This is a genomic window from Pseudogemmobacter bohemicus, assembly GCF_003290025.1.
GTDB lineage: Bacteria > Pseudomonadota > Alphaproteobacteria > Rhodobacterales > Rhodobacteraceae > Pseudogemmobacter > Pseudogemmobacter bohemicus.
In genome coordinates, this window is the sequence record NZ_QNHG01000002.1 from 556,434 (window position 1) to 574,031 (window position 17,598).

A 17,598-nucleotide genomic window follows, 5' to 3' on the forward strand; every position below is an offset into this window, starting at 1 on the left:
GCCCGGTTCTTATTGTGTGCGTTGGAAACATCTGCCGTTCACCTCTGGGCGAGCGGGTTCTGGCGGCGGCGCTGCCCCAACACCCCATCACATCGGCCGGGCTGGCGGCTGTGGTCGGCCACGGCGCCGATGAAACGGCGGCCATGGTGGCGGCCGAATCCGGGATCAGCCTGGCGGACCATGTCGCCCGACAGCTGACCGCAGAGATCGGCGCCGCGCATGACCTGATCCTGGTGATGGAGCCCGGGCACCGCGGTGAAATCGGGCGCCGTTTCCCGCAGCTTGCCGGCCGCACGATGCTGTTCGACCACTGGACCGGTGCGATAGGGATCGCCGATCCCTATCGCAAACCCGCAGATTTCCACCGTGAGACGCGCGATCTCATCCTCGCCGCCGGGGCCGCATGGGCCACCCGGCTGAAATCCTGAAAGAGGAAAGAGCCGCCATGCCAATGACTGACCCGCTTTCGGGAAACCTCAGCAGCAATGACCGCGATCCGGAGCTTTTCGAGATCCTCGGCCATCTCTGGTCCGGCAAATATCTTATCGCGGCGGTGACCATTCTGGCGCTGGCGGTCGGTGCGTTTCTCTCCTTGCGGGCAAACTCGGTCTATCAGGCCAGTGCGCTGATGCAGCTGGAGACGCGGTCCGGCGCGCTTGCACTGCCCGAGGGGATGCAGGAACTCCTCGGCGGTGACAGCAAAAGCGGTGTCGCGACCGAGACCGAATCCGAGATTATCCGCTCGCGCATGGTCATCAGCGCAGCGGTCAGCGAACTGGATCTGCAAAAGCAGATCACGCCGCTGCCCCTGCCGATCCTGGGCCAGCTGCCGCGCAGGCTGAGCCTGCCCGATACCGGGATCGCCCTGCTGGCGCCCTATCAATGGGGCAATGAGCGTCTGACCGCAGACCTCTTCACGGTTCCCGATCGCTGGCTCGGGCAGAGTTTCACCGTCACGGTCACCGGGGCGGACAGCTACAGCCTTGTCCTGCCGGATGGCAGCAGGCATGACGGCCGCCTGCGCGCGGAACTGGTCCTCGCGGAAAGTGGCGTGCGGCTCGGGATTGACGATATCAATGCGCCGGTCGGGCGGCGGTTCATCCTGAAGCGCCTGTCGCTGGAACAGGCCGTGCGCGAGGTTCAGCGCGAATTCACCGTCACTTCGACCTCGCGCAACTCGTCGATCCTGCGGCTGCGCTTCAATGACCCGGATCCCCGCCAGGCCGAGCGGGTTCTGGATGCCATCGCCCGCGCCTATGTTGCGCAAAACATCTCGCGCAGCGCCGCCGAGGCAGAGAACAGCCTTTCCTTCATCGAGACCCAGCTGCCTTTGGCCCGAACCGAGGTCGAACGCGCCGAGCAGGCGCTGAACACCTATCGCCAGGAGCAGAACTCGATTGATGTCGATTACGAGACGCGCAGCCTGCTGGAACGGGCGACCCGGATCGAAGGCGAGCTGAACGCACTGACACTGCAGGAAGAGGAACTGCGCAAGCGCTATACGATCAACCACCCGACCTACCAGCTGCTCATGGAGAACCGCAGCGGGCTGGAACGCGAACTGGAGCAGGTCCGCAAAGAAACCGCAGGGCTTCCGGAAACGCAGAAAGAAATCTTCAACCTGACCCGCGATCTCGATGTCGCCCAGCAGGTTTATTTCCAGCTGCTGAACCGCGCCCAGGAGCTGCGGGTGGTGCGGGCCTCGACCGTCGGCTCGGTCCGGATCATCGACACCGCCTATGCCGATGGCAGCCGGGTCAGCCCCCGCACCGGACTTTATCTTGCCGTGGCCGGCGGCCTCGGTCTGGTTCTGGGCGCGGCAATCGTGCTCTTACGGCGGATGTTGCGGCGCGGGATCCGTGGCAGCGAAGAAATCGAAAAGCTTGGCCTGCCCGTTTTCGGCACGGTCAGCTATGCCCCCGGCGCCTCCGATCACCGGCGCCAGCGCGGCGACCTTCCGATCCATGCGCTGGAACATCCCGAGGATCTGGTGGTCGAGGCCATGCGCTCTCTGCGCACCGCACTGCGCTTTGGCATGCTTGATACCGGGTCGAAAGCGGTGCTGCTGACCTCGGCCGCGCCTGGTGCGGGCAAAAGCTTTACCGCGATCAATCTCGCTGTGGTAACGGCTCAGGCCGGGCAGCGGGTCTGCGTGATCGACGCCGATCTGCGGCGCGGCTATTTGCGGCGCTACCTGAAACAGCCGAAAAATACCCCCGGGCTTGCCGAATATCTCTCCGGTGAAAAACAGCTGCAAGAGGTGCTGCATGAAGGGCCTGTTCCCGGCGTTTCCTACATCCTGACCGGGCGCTACCCGCCCAACCCTTCCGAACTGCTGATGCGCGACGGGTTCCGGACCTTGCTTGACGAGATCAACCCCCATTACGACCTGATCATCGTCGACAGCCCGCCGGCCCTCGCCGTGACAGATCCGGTGGTGCTGGGGCGCTATGTCGGCGCGACGATCCTCATCACCCGCCATCTTGAGACTATGGCCGGCGAAATCGAAGCGGTGCGGCGCAGTTTCGAGACCGCTGGCTCCAGGCTGGCAGGAGCCGTGCTGAATGGGTATAAACAGGAAGAGGGTAGCCGCTACGGCGGACATTATCAGTATTACAATTACCGCTATTCCTATCGCAGCGAACGCGAATGATTTTCGCCGGCTACCCGCATTAAGGAAAACCAATGACGGATCTCAGGCTGCCCCGCCGGATGCCCTGCTGCGCGACCCTGACCGGCGCCCTGCTTCTCGCCATGGTGGCCGGTGTGGCAAAGGCCGAGGCGCCGTCTCAGATCCTGTCCTGGGGCTATAACAGCTTTGGCTCCCCCGGGCTGATCGACATGCCCACGGCGCAAAGCCGCGAGGATGGCGAATTCGGCCTGACCCTGAGTTATTTCAGCAACCAGACCCGCGCCACGCTGACCTTCCAGGTGTCGGACCGGCTCTCGGCCTCGTTCCGCTACTCCAATATCGAGAACCTGCGCCCCAATCTTGCCTTGCCGTGGAAGATCGAAGACCGGATCGACCGCAGCTTCTCGGTCCATTACCGCTTTATGGATGAGGGGATCTGGCTCCCGGCTATGGCGGTCGGCATCAATGACCTCGTGGGCTCGGGGATCTATGGCGGTGAGTATGTCGTAGCCACCAAAACCATCAATCCAAGGCTGCGCGCAAGCATCGGTCTCGGCTGGGGCCGGCTTGGCAGCTATGGCGGCTTTTCCAACACGCTGGGCGTGGTCAGCAGCAGCATGAAGACGAGGCCGAACCATTCCGACGGTCTGGGCGGGACCTTCGAGCCGGAACTGTGGTTTCGTGGCGATGCCGCGCTTTTCGGCGGCATCGAATGGCAGGTGAATGACCGGCTGCGGCTGATCGCCGAATATTCCTCGGACGCCTACGAGCGCGAGGACGGGCTGGCTTTCGACCATAAATCGCCGGTCAATCTCGGCGTTGAATGGCGTTACAGTGATCGGCTGAACATCTCGGCCAATTACCTTTACGGGTCTGAAATCGGCATCGGGCTGAACTGGGCCTTCAACCCCAAACGGTCGCGCCATGGCAGCGGACGTGAGGCTGCGCCACCGCCGGTGCTGCCGGCCTCTGCGGCTGCGGCAAAGAGCTGGGGCGATATCAGCCAGATCGGCTTCGAGGGCCGGCTGAGCCGGGACCTCGGCCGCGAAGGCCTGGATCTGGAGGGGCTGGAGGCGCGGGGCACTCTTTTGCGCGTCAATATCCGCAACAACCGCTATGCCATCGCCGCGCAGGCCGTGGGTCGGGCGGCCCGGGTGATGAGCCGCATCGCCCCCGCCGAGGTCAGCCGGTTCGAGATCATCCTGTCGCAAAACGGCATGCCGGTCACGTCGGTTACGGTTCAGCGCAGCGATCTGGAGGAGCTGGAGTTCCACACCGTCGCCCCTGATCTGCTTCGGGTCAACACGGTGATCACCGATACGCGCGATCCGCTGAACCGCCCGGGCGGCATTTACCCGCGCTTCAGCTATGGGCTCGCCCCCTATCTGACGCCCAGCTTCTTTGACCCCGATGATCCGCTGCGCCTTGATGTCGGGGTGGCGCTGAATGGCCGGTTCGAGCCGCTGCCGGGCATCGTCTTCTCGGGCCAGATCCGCCAGAAGATCATCGGCAATCTCGACAAGGGGGACCGCGCCTCGACCTCGGTGCTGCCCCGGGTGCGCTCGGAATCCTATCTCTATTACAAAGGCGGCGACACCACGCTGCAGGATTTGACCGGCGCCTGGTATTTCCGCCCTGCTCCGGATTTCTTTGGCCGTGTCACCCTGGGCTATCTCGAAAGCATGTTCGGTGGCGTCTCGACAGAAATCCTGTGGAAGCCGCAAAACAGCGCGCTCGCCCTTGGTGTCGAGATCAACTATGTGCGCCAGCGCGATTTCGACCAGATGTTCGGTTTTCAGGATTACGCGGTCACCACCGGCCATGTCTCGGCCTATTACGAGATGGCCGGCGGCTATCAGGCACAGCTGGATGTCGGCCGCTACCTCGCCGGTGATTTCGGCGCCACGCTGACGCTTTCGCGGGAATTCGACAATGGCTGGAAGGTCGGGCTTTTCGCCACCAAGACCGATGTTTCCGCCGAGGATTTCGGCGAGGGCTCTTTCGACAAGGGCGTCTTGCTGACCATCCCGCTTGACTGGGTCACCGGACGCGCCACGCAGGAAAGGATCAGCCAGACCATCCGCCCGGTGCAGCGTGACGGCGGCGCCAGGCTGATCGTGCCGGGCCGTCTTTACGAAGGGGTGCGCAATCTGCAGGCCACCGAGCTTGATCCGACATGGGGGCGGTTCTGGAAATGATGATGCGTGCTGTCGCCGGATTCTGCCTGACGCTTCTCCTTGCGGCCTGCCTGCCCGGCCAGGGCTCTGCACCGCCGCCGCAGAACCTGCGCTTTACCCCCGGCGAGACCGCGATGCGCCTGGGACTTCCGGCGCATGGGGTTGAAATCAACATGAAGCATGCCGGCGATAACGGGCCGGTTCGGAACTGGCTGAGCGCGGACAATTATACCGTGTCAGAGCATAAGGGCGTCGTCGTCGCCACGCGCGGCTTCGGCTTTGACCTGATGGCAGCCGATCCCGGGCCGACATTGTCGGCAATCGCTTCGGGATCGAACGAGATCTATTCCCGCCGCATGCGTTATCTGACCGCTGATAATCACTCGACCTGGTTGCAGGCCGGTTGCAAAATGACGGAAGCAGGCTCTGACAAGGGCCTGCGGCGCTTTGACGAATCCTGCGAGGCGCGCGGCAATAAATTCACCAACAGCTATTGGGTCGGCCCCGAGGGCACGATCCGCAGCACAAGGCAATGGATCTCCACCGGCACCGGCACAATGGTTCTGAGCTGGATCCGCATGTAAGCTGAGGAAAATCTTCTCCAGGCAGAAGATTTTCCTACTCAGTCAGGCTCCAGGGTATAATACTGCTGTTCAGGAGCCGGTTTCGCCGGACCCCTTCTCATTACTGAGGGAATGGCAGCATGATTTATCTCCATATCGGGGTGCATAAGACCGGCACGACGACCCTTCAGGCCTTTCTGGAACAGCGCGGCGACCGCCTGCGCGACCAGGGGCTGCATCTATTCCAGGGCAGCATTATCGCCTCGAACCATATCGAACTCTATCTCTCCTGCCTCGATGAGGGCCGGGATTCCCTTGCGCTGCAATCGCTGAAGATCGGCTCGCTGGAGGCGCTGCAACAGCGCACCCTTCCCCTGGTCGCGGATCATATCCGCAAGGCGCATGATGCGGGCGATCATGCCCTTTTCACCTCGGAGGGGCTGTCCCTTTTGCGCAGCCCGGCCGAGCTGGCCAGGCTGCGCGTGATGCTCGGCGGTGGCGCCGTCCCGATAACGGTCATCTGCGCGCTGCGCGATCGCGAGGATTATCTTGAAGCCTATCGCAAGCAGATCCTGAAAGTGCCGGGCCGCAAACCCTCTGCTGACCCGAAAAGTTCGCTCTATGTCGAGCCGGACAGCTGGCTGGCAGATTTCCAGGCCCTGTTGCGCATCTATGGCGAAACCTTCGGGCGCGAAGCGATCCGTGTCGTCGATTACGATGCCGAAACGGCCCGCAGCGGCGATGTCTTGCAGGCGCTCCTCAGGGCGATGGACCTGCCCGAGACCCTGATCCCGGCGCCGAACACGATTCGGCGCCAGAACACCAGCTCATGGTGGAACCGGATACGCCAGAGCGGCGTCCGCCTCGCCCATAATGTCGGCCTGCGTTAAGACGCATATCGCATTAAGAATTTCCGGATCGGGAATTCCGACTTCCGATACAGAGCAAAATGCTCTAACAGCGGCGGTGCGGCAGCTGTTAACGAGGGGCCGCCCGGGGGCAGCGGATTAAAGATATCCGTGCCCGGGCGGGAAAGAAGTATTTTAGTCACCCGGCTGCCTTGCCCATCGATTCTGCTCTTATCGAGCACCCGAAATTAACATGACCATCAGCGAGCCCGGACCATATGCCATCAAAACGGGAAGAACCGCCTCGCGCCAGGGGCGGAACGGCTGAGTGATGCATGTTCTGATGTCGGTCAATGCGGCCTGGAATATTCGCAACTTCCGTATGCCGGTGCTGCAGCATCTGCTGGATGAGGGGCACCGCGTCACCATTCTCGCACCGCGCGATGAATCGGTGCCGGAGCTGGAAGCGCTTGGCTGTCGTTTCATCGCGCTGGAGATGGATGCCAAGGGGCTCAATCCTCTGAAAGGCCTCGCATTGCGGAGACGGCTGGCGCGCATCTTCGCGTCCGAGAAACCCGATGTGATCCTGTCCTACACGATCAAGAACAATATCTTCGGCGCGCTGGCGGTGCGGCGCAGCGGCATCCCTTTCGTGCCGAATGTCTCGGGGCTGGGCACCGCCTTCCTGTCGGGCGGGCTGCTGCAACGGGTGGCCGAAGGGCTGTACCGCCGCGCTTTCCGCCGGCTTGATACGGTCTTCTTCCAGAATGACGAGGATCGCGACCTCTTCCTCGCGCGCCGCCTGGTGCGCCAGGATCAGGCACAGCTTTTGCCGGGCTCGGGGATCGACCTCGACCATTTTCCGGCCACCGCAATGCCCGAGCCCGCCCGCCCGCCGGTCTTTCTGATGATCGCCCGGCTGCTGCGCGACAAGGGCGTGATGGAATATGTCGGGGCCGCCCGCCTGATCCGCGCCCGCCATCCCGGCGCGCGGTTCCAGCTGCTTGGGGCGACCGGCAGCGAGAACCGCACCGCCATCGGTCCCGAAACGGTTGCCGCCTGGGAGGCCGAGGGCGTGATCGAATATCTCGGCACCACCCGCGATGTGCGCCCCTTCATCGCCGCTGCCGATTGTGTTGTGCTGCCCTCTTACCGGGAAGGCGCGCCGCGCACCCTGATCGAAGCCGGTGCCATGGCCCGCCCGGTGATCACCACCGATGTGCCGGGATGCCGGTCGGTGGTGGCTGTGGGCGAGACGGGCCTGCTCTGTAACCCGCGCGACGCCGAAAGCCTGGCGCAGAGCTGCCTTGGTTTTCTGGCGCTTTCACCGGATGACAGGCGGAAGATGGGCCTGGCCGGACGGCAGCGGATGGAGCGTCTTTATGACCAGCAGATCGTGGTCGACGCCTATAAGACTGCGATAGGCGAGGCCGTTACCCGCAGGCAGAAGGAGCAGGCATGACCGGAAGCCTTGTCATTTCCCTTGATTTTGAGCTGCTCTGGGGGGTGCGGGATCACGCCACACGCGGCAGCTATGGCGCCAATATTCTTGGCGGGCGCAAGGCCATTCCCCGGATGCTTGATCTCTTTGCCCGTCACGGGATCCGGGCGACCTGGGCGACTGTCGGCTTTGTGTTCTGCGAAAGCCGCGAAGAGCTTTTCGACGCGCTGCCGCCCGAAGAGTTGCGCCCGCGTTATGACAATCCGGCACTCTCGAATTACCGCTATCTTGATGAGGTCGGTAAAGACGAGGCCGCCGATCCATGGTATTTCGGAAAATCGCTGGTCCGGAAGATCGCGGACACGCCTGGCCAGGAGATCGGCACCCATACGCTTTCGCATTGCTATTGTCTTGAAAGCGGCTTCACGCCCGAGGCATTCGACGCCGATCTGAGCGGGGCAAAGAAGCTGGCCTCGCGCCAGGGCATAGATCTGCAATCTGTCGTTTTCCCGCGCAACCAATATGCGGATGCTTATCTGGATGTCTGCCGCCGCCAGGGGCTGAAAACCTTTCGCGGTAATCCGCAATCCTGGGCGTATCGCCCGACGGGAGGCAGCGGCCAGACCCGGCTTCGCCGCGCCCTGCGCCTTGCGGATGCCTATAGCGGTGTGCTGGGATCACATATTGCCCGGACCAGCAGCGAAAACGGCCTGACCAATGTTCCGGCGAGCCGCTTCCTGCGCCCCTGCGCCGGAAAGCTGGCGCCGCTTCACCCACTGCATATCAGGACAATCTGCCGCGGCATGACCAGAGCCGCCCGCAGCGGCTCGGTTTATCATCTCTGGTGGCACCCGCATAATTTCGGAAAATCAACAGAAGAAAATATTACGGCGCTACAACAGATCTGTATGCATTTTGAAAGACTAAGGTCAGATTACAATATGTGCTCTCTCCCCATTAATTCATTCATGGAGAACGCCGATGACGCCTGAAGCTGGCGAAAATTATATCTTCCGAGAGGCCTCTCTGCAGCGAGAAGGTTTCGCACTTTACGAAAAAATTTTCGCCAATAATGAAATGCCTCGCAAGGATAATTTTCTGGAGTGGAGATACCAGAAAAATCCTGGCCATACGACAAGTGCGATTAATATAGCATTCCATACGAGTACAGGTGACCCTGCTGCGGTCTATGCAGTTATGGGAGTGAATTTTTGCATAGATGGCACGCGGGTTCCCGGGGCTCAGTCTCTCGATACCCTGACCGACAGGAATCACCGAGGGCAGGGCCTCTTCCCGAAACTCGCCCGGCTTACTTTTGAGGACGTAGAGAAAAAGGGGAGCGGCCTGATATACGGATTCCCCAATCATAATTCCTGCGGAACATTCCAAAAACATCTGAACTGGAACATATATGGTGCCGTCGATTTTCTGATCTGCCCAATCAGACCGGGATATTTCCTGCAACGCGCACTGAAGCTACCCTCTGCTATCCGATCTCTTCCCGGCCTGAGACTTCCGGTTCGCGCTGCGACCGTAAAAGGAATTACGCTGCACGAGGTTACATCTTTCAGTGACGACCATACTTATATTTGGGAACAGCGGTCGAAAAAAATAGGTATCGCAGTCGATCGATCTTCAGATTATCTGAACTGGCGCATTTTCCAGCGGCCTGATGGGAAAAAGTACAAAATTATCGAGGCCCGCGCCGAAGAGACTGTCCTCGGATATGTCATCTGGTGCATCGAGGACAAGCACGGGGGACGTGCAGGATATCTTATGGAGTGCCTTACCCTGGAAGGGAATGACACCATTTCAGCCATGCTCATTCGTCACGCATTGCGAGCGATGTCGGCGGAAAAGGCAGACTTCGTCCTTGCGTGGAGTCTGCCTCACCTTCAGGAACGCCTGAACCTGACACGCAGCGGTTTTCACAGCCTTCCTGTGCGCTTCCGTCCGACCCAGCTTTATTGGGGCATGCGAAGCAACGGTGGCCGTCCATCGGAATACAAGTCTTCTGACTGGTATATCAGCTATCTCGATAGCGATACCGTATGAAACATAAGTGAGCTCAGAATGCCTTCACGTCAAAATCACGTCCTCATCACCGGAACGGCTGGTTTTATCGGCTTCCACCTCGCGAAACTGCTGTTGGCCGAAGGGTTCCGCGTTCACGGCTATGACGGGATGACGGATTACTATGATGTCCGCCTCAAGCAACGCCGCCACGCGATGCTGCTCCAGGATGGAGCATTCTCGGCCACCGAAGGGATGCTGGAAGACCAGAAGCTCTTTGACCAGGTTGCCGATGAATTCCGCCCCGATGTGATCGTCCATCTCGCCGCCCAGGCCGGCGTGCGCTACAGCCTGGAGAACCCGCGCGCCTATATCGACGCGAATATCATCGGCACTTTCAACGTGATGGAGGCCGCGCGGCGGCTGGAGGTGCAGCATCTGCTGATGGCCTCGACCTCTTCCGTTTATGGCGCGAATGAGGAAATGCCCTTCATCGAGACCGAGAAGGCCGATACCCAGCTGACCATCTATGCCGCCACCAAGAAGGCGACCGAGAGCATGGGCCATTCCTATGCCCATCTGTGGAACCTGCCGGTGACGATGTTCCGCTTTTTCACGGTCTATGGCACCTGGGGCCGCCCCGACCTGGCGCTTTACAAATTTGTTGACGCAATCCTCGATGATCGCCCGATAGACATCTACAACCATGGCGACATGTATCGCGATTTCACCTATGTGGACGACCTCGTGCGGGGCATTCGTCTGTTGATTGACGCCGTGCCTGTCAGGCCCGCCTCGAAAGAGGAAATCCGCGAAGGCGACAGCCTCTCGCCCGCCGCGCCCTATCGTGTTGTCAATATCGGCAATTCCGACAAGGTGCGTCTTCTTGATTTTGTCGATGCGATTGAGGAGTGCCTCGGGAAAAAGGCGATCCGCAATTACATGGAAATGCAAAAAGGCGATGTGCCCGCCACCTGGGCCAATGCCGATCTGCTTCAGCATCTGACCGGATACCGCCCGCAAACAGATTTTCGCGACGGGATAAAACGCTTTGTCGATTGGTTCAGGGAGTATTATGAAAAATGAACAGGCCACGGCAGAAAGCCGGTATGTCTGCTGCGAGGGTCATTATTCATCGCCTGTTCCCGTTTCCCCTGTTCAACACTCTCACAGCCCGCATTTTTCAACCCTTCCACAGCCCCTCCGCGCATGACGGAGAGGTCTCGATGCCCGGCAGTCGTAACAGGTTGATATCCGGCCTGGAATGCTGGCACGGGCGCCAGACATGTCCGCAGTCGGGCAAATATTCGATGATCCGGGATACCAGATTTGCAAGTGGAGGTTACAGCGTTTTGACCATATTGCTACGGCAAAGTGCGAAAGAAAAGCGCTGTTTATTGCCAGAAACCCTGAGAAATCACGGGCAATTGGGCGGTCGGTCACTTTACCTTCGGAGCGCGCTGCATGACTAAAGATACACCCGTCGCCGTGATCGGCCTTGGCTATGTCGGCCTGCCTCTGGCGGTCGAGTTTGGAAAATCCCGGCCGGTCATCGGCTTTGATATCAACGAGGCCCGGATTGGCGAGCTGACTTCGGGGCGCGACCATACGCTTGAGGTCACGCCCGAAGAACTGGCAGAAGCGAAACATCTGCGTTTCAGCTCGGATATCACCGATCTGGCCGAAGCGCGGATTTTCATCGTCACCGTCCCGACCCCGATCGACGCGCATAAGCGCCCCGATCTGACACCGCTGATCCGCGCCTCGGAAACCATCGGCAAGGTGCTCAAACGCGGCGATATCGTGATTTACGAATCCACCGTCTATCCCGGCGCGACCGAGGAAGACTGTGTGCCGGTGCTCGAACGTGTCTCGGGCCTCAGGTTCAACACCGACTTCTTTGCCGGCTACAGCCCGGAACGCATCAATCCGGGCGACAAGGCGCATCGGCTGACCACGATCCGCAAGGTCACCTCGGGTTCCACCCCGGAAGTGGCCGAGGTGGTCGACGCCCTTTATGCCTCGATCATCACAGCAGGCACCTGGAAAGCGGCCTCGATCCGGGTGGCCGAGGCCGCCAAGGTGATCGAGAACACGCAGCGCGACCTCAATATCGCGCTGATCAACGAACTCGCGCTGATTTTCAGCCGCATGGGGCTGGATACCGAAGCGGTGCTGGAGGCAGCGGGCACGAAATGGAATTTCCTGCCCTTCCGTCCCGGTCTGGTGGGCGGCCATTGCATCGGGGTCGATCCCTATTACCTGACCCACAAGGCCGAGGCGCTCGGCTATCACCCCGAGGTGATCCTGGCCGGACGGCGGATCAATGACGGGATGGGGGCATGGGTCGCGGGCCAGATGGTCAAGGCGATGCTGCGGCGCCGCATCCATGTCGAGGGCGCGAAGGTGCTGATCCTTGGGCTGACCTTCAAGGAAAACTGCCCGGATCTGCGCAATACCCGTGTGGTCGATGTCTGGCGGGAGCTGCGCGAATATGGCGTCGAGGTCGATCTGCATGACCCGCTGGCCGACCCTGACGAGGCAAAGGCGGAATATGGCATCGACCTGGTCGCCACTCCGGAAAACCGGGCCTATGACGGTATCATTCTCGCGGTCTCGCATGAAGAATACCGGGTATAACGGCCAGGTCAACGGCTATATCGCGCAAGGGTTCAACCCGCTGGCCGCGATGCCGGATAAGAACAAGACCTCCAAAGCGCTGGCGAACCTCAAGTTTCTGGTGATCATCGACCCGCTGGCGACCGAGACCTCGAATTTCTGGCGCAACGAAGGCCGGTTCAATGATGTCCCCACCGGGGAGATTATGACCGAAGTGTTCCGTCTGCCCTCGAACTGTTTCGCGGAAGAGGACGGCGCGATTGTGAATTCGGGCCGCTGGCTGCAATGGCACTTTGCCGGGCAGGAGCCTCCGGGTGAGGCGCGGCACGATCCGGCGATCCTTGGCGGCATTATGATGGAGCTGCGGCGCCTTTATGAGGTCGAAGGCGGCGCCTGGCCCAGGCTGCGCGGGCGGTGGCTTTGCCGCCGAAGACCGATGAGGAAACGACATATTGCCCGATCTGCGGATCGCATCCGGTGGCCAGCCATATCCATAGCGGTGACCGCCAGGGGATGCGATACCTTCATTGCGCGCTTTGTGAGAGCGAATGGCATATGGTGCGGGCGAAATGCTCGTGCTGCGGCGATGCGGGGCAGCTGGATTACCTCAGCTTTGACACGCCCGAGGCGGCGATCCGGGCCGAGGCCTGCAATGCCTGCGGCGGCTATCTCAAGGTGATCAGCGCTGAGCGCGATCCCGATATCGAGACGGTGGCCGATGATCTGGCCAGCCTCGTGCTGGATGACGTGGCGGTGGCCGGGGGCTATGGCCGCACCGGGTTCAACCCTTTCGCGCTGCCGGGCTGAGCGCGGCCCTGAGCGTCCCTGAATGGTTCGGTGATTTCACCGCAATGGCTTTTCCCCAATGCGGGCACAGGGGATAAGTCTGGATCCGGGATCGGATCGGTGGAGCCATGGCCACGTTTGACTATATCATCATCGGGGCGGGCTCGGCCGGCGCGGTTCTGGCCGACCGGCTGAGCGCCTCGGGCCGCCTTTCCGTCTTGCTGCTTGAGGCGGGCGGCAGTGACCGGCGGTTTATGATCCGGATGCCGGCGGGCTATGGCCACAGCTTTTACAATCCGAACGTGAACTGGTGTTTCTGGACCGGCCCGCAAGAAGCGCTGGCAGGGCGACAATCCTACTGGCCGCGCGGCAAGGTGCTGGGTGGGTCGTCCTCGATCAATGCCATGGTCTGGGTGCGCGGCCAGAGCGGCGATTTCGACGACTGGCAGGCGCATGGCAATCCGGGCTGGGGATGGGATGATGTGCTGCCGCATTTCCGCGCCATCGAGAGCTGGGAAGGCGGCGAGGATGCCTTTCGCGGCGGCTCGGGCGGGGTCAGGGTCAGCAGCATGGCAGGATCGGTGCATCCCCTCAGCCACAGCTGGCTGGCGGCGGCGAAAAGCGCGGGTTTCGCGGAAAGCCCGGATTATAACGGCGCCACGGCAGAGGGCGTTTCGATCTACCAGATCAGCGCGGCAAAGGGGCTGCGGTCTTCCTCGGCGACGGCTTTCCTGCATCCGGCGATGCGGCGGGCCAATCTGCGGGTGGAAACCGGCGCGCTGGTCCATCGGGTGGTGACCCGGGACGGGCGGGCCACGGGGGTCGAATACGCGCAAAACGGCCAGATCCTGACCGCAACGGCGCGGGCCGAGGTGATCCTTTCGGCGGGGGCGGTGCTCTCGCCGGTGATCCTGCAACGCTCGGGGCTGGGGCCGGGGGCTTTGCTGCAGGAAAAGGGCGTTGCGGTGATCCGCGACTTGCCAGCGATTGGCGCTAACCTCCAGGATCATCTGGGGATCGACTATCTGTTCCGCTCGCGCGTTCCGACGCTGAACAGCCAGCTCAGGCCGTGGTTGGGCCGGGTCATGCTGGGGCTGCGTTATATGCTGATGCGCGACGGGCCGCTGGCGATTTCGGTCAACCAGGCGGGGGGGTTTGTGCGCTCGCGCCCCGGGCTCGACCGGGTGGATCAGCAGCTGTATTTCTCGCCGGCCAGCTATTCGAAACCGACGCCGGGGCGGCGGCGGCTGACGCTGCCCGACCCGTTTCCGGGGTTTTTCATCGGCATCCAGCCCTGCCGGCCGGAAAGCCGGGGGCGGATCAGCCTGGCCTCGGCAGACCCGCATGATGCGCCGCTGATCGAGCCGAATTACCTTTCCGCGCCCGGAGATATGGCGCAGATGATCGACGGTGTAAGGCTGATCCGGCGCATTGCGGAACGGCCCGAGATTGCCCGCTATATCGAGGCCGAAATGCAGCCCGGCCCGGATATCAGCGATGAAGAGGCGCTGATCGAAGATATCCGCGCGCGTTCGGGCAGCGTGTTCCATGCCTGCGGCACCTGCCGGATGGGGCCGGATGACGGCAGCAACGCCGTCGATGCGCAGCTGCGGCTTTACGGGGTGGATGGACTGAGAGTGGTCGATGCCTCGGCCTTTCCGAATGTGACCTCCGGCAATATCAACGCGCCGGTGATCATGCTGGCCGACCGGGCGGCCTCGCTGATCCTGGCGGGGAACTGATCTGGCCGCTGATTTGCGCCTCAAGGACTGAAGCCAGTACATCAACCCCGCGCTGGATCGCGCGGGGAGGGATGGCGGTGACGCCCAGCACGAGGCCCGCAGGGCAGGGGTCGGGGCCAAAGCGAAAGCGGTCCAGCCCCGAGACCACCAGCCCCGCCGCCTCGCAGCCCGGGACCACGCCGGTCTCGGTCAAAGCGGGATGGGCGAAGGTGGCGATCCGGTGGAACCCCGCCACCGGGCGCGAGGGCAGCGCCATCAACCCGGTCAGCCGGGCGGCGGCGGCATCGGTAAAGGCGTTGTGGCGGGCGGCATAGATCTCGCGCATCCGGCGCAGATGGGTGGCGAAATGACCCTCTGCGATAAAGCGGGCCAGCACGGCCTGGCTGTCCAGCGACACGCCTTGCAGGAAGGCGCGCGAGAGATGCGAAAAGACATCAACCAGCGGCGGCGGCGCGATGTAGAACCCCAGTCGCAGCGCAGGAAACAGGTTCTTGGAAAAGGTGCCGACATAGATCACCCGATCGGCGCGGTCGGCGCTTTTCAGGGTCGGCAGCGGGCGGCCATCATAGCGGAATTCACCGTCGTAATCATCCTCGACGATCCAGCCGTCGCAGTCATAGGCGGCGCGCAAGAGCGCCGCGCGGCGGGCAAGGCTCATCTCGGCCCCGGTCGGATGCTGATGCGAGGGCGTGACAAAGGCCAGCCGGAACGCGGGCGCGCGGGCAAGGCCCTCCCCGACATCCAGCCCTTCGTGATCCACCGGCACCGGCACCAGATCGGCGCCGCAGGCGATCAGGCTGTTCCTCGCCCCGATGGCGCCGGGGTTCTCGAACCAGACCGGGTCGCCGGGGTTCAGCAGCACCCGGCCGATCAGGTCAAAGGCCTGCTGCGCGCCGGCGGTGATGAACACTTGTTCAGGGTCGCAGGAAACGCCGCGATTGGCGCGCAGGTGATCGGCAATGGCGCGGCGCAGATCCGGGTCGCCCTCGGGTTCGGTATAGCCGAGGATGCGGCCGCGGGTCGATCTCCAGTGGCTTGCCGTCAGCCTGGCCCAGATCGCCAGCGGGAAACTGTCGAAATCCGGCAGGCCGGTGACAAAGGCGCGCGGTTGATGCGGATGCGGCAGGCGCTGGCGAAAGCGCTGCGAGGCGGCGCCGATGGTGGTTGAAAGCCGGGTGGTGAGGGTCTCGGGCGGTGGCTCGACGCCGATTATCTCTTGCGGCAGATCCGTGCCGGCCTGGGCCGAGACATAAGAGCCCGAGCCGGTCCTCGCCTCGATCAGCCCTTCGGACAGCAGGCGGTCATAGACCGCGACGGCAGTGGTGCGCGAGATGTCGAGATCCAGCGCGAGGCTGCGGCTGGACGGCAGCCGCCGCCCGGCGGGCAGGTCTCCGGCAAGGATCAGCCCGCGCAGGGCGGCATAGACCTGCAACGTGACGGAGGCAGGCAGGCTGCGGTCGATGCGCAGATCGAAAAGCAGCTCTCCTGACGAGCGTTTCACCAATCCTGTAACCCTCCCCGCGCGGCCCCAGGCTGCAACCGGTTTCCGATAATTTCGAAAGTGGACCTTATCCCCCCTGTCCGGGCCGGGGCAATCTCCTGCTGACAGGCAACCCGACGCGAGGAGAAAGCCGTGAAGATCACCCGTATCGAGACCTTTTCCTCCCGCTATATCGGATTCGTGCGGGTCACCGATGCCAGCGGCGCGCAGGGCTGGGGTCAGGTCTCGACCTATAATTCCGATATCACTGCCCAGGTGCTGCACCGCCAGGTCGCGCCCTGGGTGCTGGGGGTGGAATTCGACGATCTCGATGCGCTGACCGACAAGGTGTTCGAGCGCGAGCATAAATTCCCCGGCTCGTATCTCAAGCGTGCCATCGGCGGCTTCGATACCGCGCTCTGGGATCTGCGCGGCAAGCTGGCGGGCCTGCCGGTCTGTTCGCTGATCGGCGGCAGCCCGGGGGGATTGCGCTGCTATGCCTCTTCGATGAAGCGCGATATCACGCCCGCTCAGGAGGCCGAGCGCTTCCGCCGCCTGCAGGGCGAATTCGGGTTTGACGCCTTCAAATTCCGCATCGCCGCAGAATATGGCCATGATATCGACGAATGGCCGGGCCGGACCGAAGAGATCATCCCGACAATCCGCCGCGCGCTCGGGCCGGATGCGAGCCTGCTGGTCGATGCCAATTCCGGCTTTTCGCCCAAACGCGCCATACAGGTCGCGGATATCCTGATCGACAACGGGATCGAACATTTCGAGGAGCCCTGTCTTTACTGGGAGCTGGACCAGACCGCTGAGGTCACCCGCGCGCTGGCGGATAAACCCATCGCCGTCACCGGCGGCGAGCAGGATTGCGAAATGCCGGTCTGGCGGCAGATGATCGAGGGCCGGGTGGTCGATATCGTGCAGCCGGATATCCTTTACCTTGGTGGTATCAGCCGCACGCTGCGGGTCTGCGAGATGGCCCGCCAGGCCGGTCTGCCGGTCACGCCGCATGCTGCCAATCAGGGGCTGGTGACGCTTTTCACCATGCATTTGCTCCGGGCCATTGAAGGGGCGGGGAAATATCTCGAATTCTCGATCGAAGGAGCGGATTACTATCCCTGGCAGTATGGACTTTATGCAGAAGACCCTTACCGTGTTGAGGGTGGCCATGTCACGGTCAGCGACCGGCCGGGCTGGGGGGTTGAGATAGATCCGGAATGGCTGGCGAAATCGGCCTGGGCTGTCTCGGACGCGGCGGATATCTGAGGGGAGGCTATGGCGGGAAAGCGGT

The 17,598-nt window shown here is 62.2% G+C and carries 14 protein-coding genes and 1 pseudogene; 14 read left to right on the plus strand and 1 reads right to left on the minus strand.

Annotated elements, in window-relative coordinates:
- The first annotated feature begins 14 nt into the window (after nucleotides 1-14).
- The 13 genes and pseudogenes from DRF71_RS10730 (at nucleotide 15) to DRF71_RS10790 (ending at nucleotide 14,821) form a co-directional block, all read left to right on the plus strand.
- Entirely contained in the window at nucleotides 15-428 is a 414-nt protein-coding gene (locus DRF71_RS10730) for an arsenate reductase/protein-tyrosine-phosphatase family protein (protein WP_332872062.1), read from the plus strand.
- 17 nt (nucleotides 429-445) lie between these two features.
- Nucleotides 446-2,653, plus strand: coding sequence for a polysaccharide biosynthesis tyrosine autokinase (locus DRF71_RS10735; RefSeq protein ID WP_232831445.1), 2,208 nt, complete (start codon nucleotides 446-448; stop codon nucleotides 2,651-2,653).
- A gap of 32 nt (nucleotides 2,654-2,685) precedes the next feature.
- On the plus strand, nucleotides 2,686-4,830 hold the full coding sequence (locus DRF71_RS10740; protein ID WP_112310542.1) for a YjbH domain-containing protein: 2,145 nt from the start codon (nucleotides 2,686-2,688) through the stop codon (nucleotides 4,828-4,830).
- Between the two features lie 2 nt (nucleotides 4,831-4,832).
- Entirely contained in the window at nucleotides 4,833-5,393 is a 561-nt protein-coding gene (locus DRF71_RS10745; RefSeq protein ID WP_157971039.1) for a YjbF family lipoprotein, read from the plus strand.
- Nucleotides 5,394-5,512: 119 nt separating this feature from the next.
- Nucleotides 5,513-6,262, plus strand: a complete 750-nt coding sequence (locus DRF71_RS10750; RefSeq protein WP_112310544.1) for a hypothetical protein — start codon at nucleotides 5,513-5,515, stop codon at nucleotides 6,260-6,262.
- A gap of 289 nt (nucleotides 6,263-6,551) precedes the next feature.
- On the plus strand, nucleotides 6,552-7,682 hold the full coding sequence (locus DRF71_RS10755) for a glycosyltransferase family 4 protein (protein WP_112310545.1): 1,131 nt from the start codon (nucleotides 6,552-6,554) through the stop codon (nucleotides 7,680-7,682).
- Nucleotides 7,679-8,653 carry a polysaccharide deacetylase family protein gene (locus tag DRF71_RS10760; protein ID WP_112310546.1) on the plus strand — a complete coding sequence of 325 codons (975 nt, stop codon included), beginning with the start codon at nucleotides 7,679-7,681 and terminating at the stop codon, nucleotides 8,651-8,653. Before DRF71_RS10755 ends, DRF71_RS10760 begins: the two co-directional genes overlap by 4 nt.
- Entirely contained in the window at nucleotides 8,643-9,716 is a 1,074-nt protein-coding gene (locus DRF71_RS10765) for a GNAT family N-acetyltransferase (protein WP_112310547.1), read from the plus strand. The genes DRF71_RS10760 and DRF71_RS10765 overlap by 11 nt, the downstream gene beginning before the upstream one ends.
- Before the next feature lie 18 nt (nucleotides 9,717-9,734).
- The gene (locus DRF71_RS10770; RefSeq protein WP_112310548.1) at nucleotides 9,735-10,760 is read left to right on the plus strand and encodes an NAD-dependent epimerase/dehydratase family protein; all 1,026 of its coding nucleotides are present in this window, start codon (nucleotides 9,735-9,737) and stop codon (nucleotides 10,758-10,760) included.
- Between the two features lie 378 nt (nucleotides 10,761-11,138).
- A complete protein-coding gene (tviB, locus tag DRF71_RS10775; RefSeq protein ID WP_112310549.1) occupies nucleotides 11,139-12,314 on the plus strand; it encodes a Vi polysaccharide biosynthesis UDP-N-acetylglucosamine C-6 dehydrogenase TviB in 1,176 nt (391 codons plus the stop codon).
- A gap of 1 nt (nucleotide 12,315) precedes the next feature.
- Nucleotides 12,316-12,693: pseudogene (locus tag DRF71_RS29035) on the plus strand (formate dehydrogenase-N subunit alpha); the annotation flags it as partial.
- A gap of 20 nt (nucleotides 12,694-12,713) precedes the next feature.
- Nucleotides 12,714-13,100, plus strand: a complete 387-nt coding sequence (locus DRF71_RS10785; protein WP_198672158.1) for a formate dehydrogenase accessory protein FdhE — start codon at nucleotides 12,714-12,716, stop codon at nucleotides 13,098-13,100.
- A gap of 107 nt (nucleotides 13,101-13,207) precedes the next feature.
- The gene (locus tag DRF71_RS10790; protein WP_112310551.1) at nucleotides 13,208-14,821 is read left to right on the plus strand and encodes a GMC family oxidoreductase; all 1,614 of its coding nucleotides are present in this window, start codon (nucleotides 13,208-13,210) and stop codon (nucleotides 14,819-14,821) included.
- On the opposite strand, the gene pdxR is transcribed toward DRF71_RS10790, so the two are convergent.
- Nucleotides 14,775-16,322: a MocR-like pyridoxine biosynthesis transcription factor PdxR gene (gene pdxR, locus DRF71_RS10795; protein ID WP_198672159.1), complete on the minus strand. Its 1,548-nt coding sequence runs from the start codon at nucleotides 16,320-16,322 to the stop codon at nucleotides 14,775-14,777. The genes DRF71_RS10790 and pdxR overlap by 47 nt on opposite strands.
- Nucleotides 16,323-16,454: 132 nt before the next feature.
- Here pdxR and DRF71_RS27405 point away from each other — a divergent pair, with 132 nt between their 5' ends.
- Nucleotides 16,455-17,573: a mandelate racemase/muconate lactonizing enzyme family protein gene (locus DRF71_RS27405; RefSeq protein ID WP_157971041.1), complete on the plus strand. Its 1,119-nt coding sequence runs from the start codon at nucleotides 16,455-16,457 to the stop codon at nucleotides 17,571-17,573.
- Nucleotides 17,574-17,598: the final 25 nt, after the last annotated feature.

Bases quoted from the DNA above. Each gene is read 5' to 3' on its own strand.
- DRF71_RS10760 (WP_112310546.1), top strand. From the start codon at position 7,679: ATGACCGGAAGCCTTGTCATTTCCCTTGATTTTGAGCTGCTCTGGGGG.
- DRF71_RS10745 (WP_157971039.1), top strand. From the start codon at position 4,833: ATGCGTGCTGTCGCCGGATTCTGCCTGACGCTTCTCCTTGCGGCCTGC.
- DRF71_RS10740 (WP_112310542.1), top strand. From the start codon at position 2,686: ATGACGGATCTCAGGCTGCCCCGCCGGATGCCCTGCTGCGCGACCCTG.
- DRF71_RS10765 (WP_112310547.1), top strand. From the start codon at position 8,643: ATGACGCCTGAAGCTGGCGAAAATTATATCTTCCGAGAGGCCTCTCTG.
- DRF71_RS10790 (WP_112310551.1), top strand. From the start codon at position 13,208: ATGGCCACGTTTGACTATATCATCATCGGGGCGGGCTCGGCCGGCGCG.
- DRF71_RS10770 (WP_112310548.1), top strand. From the start codon at position 9,735: ATGCCTTCACGTCAAAATCACGTCCTCATCACCGGAACGGCTGGTTTT.
- tviB (WP_112310549.1), top strand. From the start codon at position 11,139: ATGACTAAAGATACACCCGTCGCCGTGATCGGCCTTGGCTATGTCGGC.
- DRF71_RS10755 (WP_112310545.1), top strand. From the start codon at position 6,552: ATGCATGTTCTGATGTCGGTCAATGCGGCCTGGAATATTCGCAACTTC.
- DRF71_RS10735 (WP_232831445.1), top strand. From the start codon at position 446: ATGCCAATGACTGACCCGCTTTCGGGAAACCTCAGCAGCAATGACCGC.
- DRF71_RS10750 (WP_112310544.1), top strand. From the start codon at position 5,513: ATGATTTATCTCCATATCGGGGTGCATAAGACCGGCACGACGACCCTT.